This is a genomic window from Bacteroides sp. RTP31139st1_H2_RTP31139_211217, assembly GCF_040227615.1.
Classification (GTDB): domain Bacteria; phylum Bacteroidota; class Bacteroidia; order Bacteroidales; family Bacteroidaceae; genus Bacteroides; species Bacteroides uniformis.
The window spans coordinates 2,378-5,687 of sequence record NZ_JBCNZM010000230.1; the positions used below are offsets into that span (position 1 = coordinate 2,378).

The window sequence follows — 3,310 nt, forward strand, 5'->3', positions numbered from 1 at the left end:
TGGCATACCGTGTTGTACACGTTGCAGAGGTACTGCCGTCCCGGTCGCATCCAGTGGAGCGCATCGCAGTAGGCGGTCAGTTCGGGTATCTCGTCCCGCTTGCGGTGCTGTTCCGCCAGTTCGTCCAGTATGGCGTAATGGGTGGTGGACATACCCAGCAGGATAATGATTGCCTTGTAGTCCTTGTATGCCGCCAGTGTCGGCGTTTCCGGCAGGCTTTTGAGCGTGTCGCACACGTGGGCGCACAGCCGCACGTCCTTGCTGAACGGTTCAAGTTCCAAGTAGTTGTCCATTTTCCGGCTGTTGTGCAGCAGCCATGTTACCTTTTCGTCCAGTTCCTTGCAGGACGCTTCCAACTCCGCTTCGGGAGCGGGAAGCAATAATGATGTAATCCGTTGTTCCATATCTGAATAAATTGATTTGTTTTCTGTACGTTACCCGGTAGCCCATAGCCAAAACTTTTGGATTAGCCGCCAAACCACGTGATAAAGGAACATGGCGGCAAGCATAAGAAAACCTGCCCGCAGGAAATATTCTTCAATGCGCTGCCAAACGCTCGTTTTTCGTTCGGGCATCAGTATGTCCGCCACTTCCTCAAAGGTCTTGCAGGCGAAAATCGCTTGCCGGAACTCGTCTGCGCTGTTCCAGCATTCTTCCTTGAACCACCGTGTCTTGGGGTATCGTTCCGCTACCAGTTCTTGCAGTTTTCGTAGTGGGAACGGTTCGGGGTTGTCCCCGTACTCGTATTCAATGGAAATCACACGTCCCTGCATCCTGATACAATATCCGAATATCCCTTGCCACTTCACTTTGTGCGCCCCCTTTTCAACATATTTCGTCCCGGTTGCATCCACTACAATGTAGTTCTTCCGCTTCTTCAACAACTCGGTATTGGTCGTTGTGTACAGTTCTTCCTTGCGAAACACGTATATCATGTTGCCTTTGGGGGCAAAGCTGAATATCGGGTATTTAAGTCGGGCTTTCATTGTAAATAGTCTATTGTTTTATAAAAGCAAAATAAAACAGGGTAACACCTACCACAACCCCGAAAAAGATACAACCTGTAATAATGAAAGCCCAATCGGGGTAATGGAAATCAAGTTCTTCATAAGGAATGGCAGTTTTCTTTATACATCTGTTCCATACCCATATCAGAACTTTTCCAAATCTATTTACTGTGATAAGGTTACTCATATTGATTAATGGTTTAGCAGGGAACGGCTTGTCCGTTATCCTGCTTCGTTAACATCATATTTTATTCTCATTCCAGTGTACCATATCAATACACCATAATAACAAGGTCTTTTTGCGCTTCAACGGCTTCATCGAAAATGAAATTCAAGTCGTCCATTTCCTGCTCGTAATCATAATCTCCGATACCGTTACCCTCTTGTAGTGAGGTGTATTCCGTCCGCTTGCTCTCCAAATCTGAAACGGGTATGCTGATGATATAGGGAAAATCACTGCTCAATGGAATAGGGATGAATGTACTTTGGCTATCCAATTGCCAAAGGTTTTCCGCACAGTAGATTTGCGTTCCATAATGGTTGCAAATCTTTTCATATACATACCCGTACATGAAAGCAATTTCGGGATAACGGATTTCTCCGTTCACTATATCTGCCAACGCTGCATAAGCATCTTTATCCGTGTTCAGGCTATCGCTGAAATAATCGTTCAGAGTGTCAAGTTCCTGCTTCAACGCAACCTTTAATTGGTTTATAAGCTGATTATCACAAGTTCCATAAACAGACTTTACCTTATCGGCTTCTGTCAAATATGCACAAACAGAGTAACTCATACCTTTTCTTCATTTAATATTGTCATTCCAGTGTACCATGTCGTATGGATAGTAGGGCAACCCTTTCAGGCTGCTATCATCCAGCCCCAAGACCTTGACCAATGCACCGCTTTCAAAACACCAATAACCGTCATGGTTGATACCATATTTATGGTCGTCATGCCAAGATAAATCAGAATGTCCTCGATACCATTCTTTTTTGAGGTATTTTTCCAATCGTTTCACCGCTTCTGCTTTGTCTTGTTCAGCCAACTCTGTAACAGTGATAGCAATTCGATAGGGTGACGGATATAATACTTGGTTTGTTGTCCTTTCCCAATCAGGAAATCTGTATCTAATCAATGTATCATAAATATAGTCTTTAGCTTCTCTGTCTTTTATCAGTTGCACCAGACCATGTATAAGGTCGTCTTCGTAATCCAACATAATGCCTATTGACAGAAGCCACAACATTTCAATATAAAATCCGTTGTCCGTCCAAAATCTCGGCATTGTTTTGAGGGCTTTCACATAATTGTTTTTCAGCTTATCAATATCCTGTCCCATAGAATACTGTACTAATAAATAACGAAGCCTATAATTGAACAAAGAATCGTAACCTATATGTTTTCCTGAAAGATGCATTTGTTCATAATAACTAATATCTTCATCATACATTTTCAGTTGCTTCAAATACTGTTCTTCTGTAAAAAGTTTATCTCTTGTTTCCATTATGGTACACTGCTTTTTGATGTTAATGGTTAGAAAGGAGCATCGTCAGATGCTATCTTTCGTTGTTAGCAACCTATTTGAAATAATTAATCATTTTATCGTTATTAGGAATATTCCCAGTATGCCACAAATGGATTTGTGACTTTATTACCTTCAATTTTTCCATAAACATATATACAGCCAGCCATGAAAACGGAAATATCTTTCATGCAAATTTCGTTGATTTGAAAAATGAAGCTATTTCCATCTTTAACCACTTTACCATCATTATCTAATCCCCATTGAATAGGCATTACGTTACCCCCAAACTTGATTGCACAATTTTTTTCAGGCATATCTTTTTCCGTACTCATTTCGTATATTGAATAAATTTCATCTATTTCGGGGTGTTTATATCTATCACTTTTACTTTGGCTACTTAATTCATGTTCAACCAACAACAATTTACAATCGGGATATGTGTTATATTCCAATGCAATATCAAAATCCGGAGTGAAAATAGATATTTGCTTGTTCGGATTTAGAGGGTTTTGAAATGTTAGATAAAAATAGAGATTATCTTTGTCCGATAAATACTTATCATCAAAACAAGCTGGAGCATTTCCACCAACCCAACCAAAGCAGTCTTTTTGGTATTCACCAATGCCATAGTATATTGCATTTTCTCTTGTTTTAAGTATTCTTTCTATATCCATAATAACGATAATGATTTGATTGTTGCTAATGGCTAAGCGGGGAACGACGTTAGTCCGTTATCCCGGTTTGTTAGTAATATATTCTATCGCACTCGCTTCAAAT

Annotated in this window: 5 protein-coding genes and 1 pseudogene; all 6 read right to left on the reverse strand. The window is 40.5% G+C overall.

Features of this window, described 5'->3' with window-relative positions:
• Nucleotides 1–404: pseudogene (locus tag ABUA47_RS22600) on the reverse strand (AraC family transcriptional regulator); the annotation flags it as partial.
• A 30-nt stretch (nucleotides 405–434) separates the two neighbouring features.
• The gene (locus ABUA47_RS22605) at nucleotides 435–986 is read right to left on the reverse strand and encodes a hypothetical protein (RefSeq protein WP_004326093.1); all 552 of its coding nucleotides are present in this window, start codon (nucleotides 984–986) and stop codon (nucleotides 435–437) included.
• A gap of 10 nt (nucleotides 987–996) precedes the next feature.
• Nucleotides 997–1,194, reverse strand: coding sequence for a hypothetical protein (locus ABUA47_RS22610; protein ID WP_055295418.1), 198 nt, complete (start codon nucleotides 1,192–1,194; stop codon nucleotides 997–999).
• Nucleotides 1,195–1,279: 85 nt separating this feature from the next.
• A complete protein-coding gene (locus ABUA47_RS22615) occupies nucleotides 1,280–1,801 on the reverse strand; it encodes a hypothetical protein (RefSeq protein ID WP_007480238.1) in 522 nt (173 codons plus the stop codon).
• Nucleotides 1,802–1,810: 9 nt separating this feature from the next.
• Entirely contained in the window at nucleotides 1,811–2,512 is a 702-nt protein-coding gene (locus tag ABUA47_RS22620; protein ID WP_007480240.1) for a PoNe immunity protein domain-containing protein, read from the reverse strand.
• Between the two features lie 104 nt (nucleotides 2,513–2,616).
• Complete coding sequence (locus ABUA47_RS22625; RefSeq protein ID WP_004320634.1) at nucleotides 2,617–3,207, reverse strand: hypothetical protein; 591 nt, start codon at nucleotides 3,205–3,207, stop codon at nucleotides 2,617–2,619.
• Nucleotides 3,208–3,310 lie beyond the last annotated feature (103 nt).

What these genes read in the sequence shown, in the direction of transcription:
- ABUA47_RS22605 (WP_004326093.1), bottom strand. Translation starts at nt 986, where the DNA reads ATGAAAGCCCGACTTAAATACCCGATATTCAGCTTTGCCCCCAAAGGC.
- ABUA47_RS22610 (WP_055295418.1), bottom strand. Translation starts at nt 1,194, where the DNA reads ATGAGTAACCTTATCACAGTAAATAGATTTGGAAAAGTTCTGATATGG.
- ABUA47_RS22615 (WP_007480238.1), bottom strand. Translation starts at nt 1,801, where the DNA reads ATGAGTTACTCTGTTTGTGCATATTTGACAGAAGCCGATAAGGTAAAG.
- ABUA47_RS22620 (WP_007480240.1), bottom strand. Translation starts at nt 2,512, where the DNA reads ATGGAAACAAGAGATAAACTTTTTACAGAAGAACAGTATTTGAAGCAA.
- ABUA47_RS22625 (WP_004320634.1), bottom strand. Translation starts at nt 3,207, where the DNA reads ATGGATATAGAAAGAATACTTAAAACAAGAGAAAATGCAATATACTAT.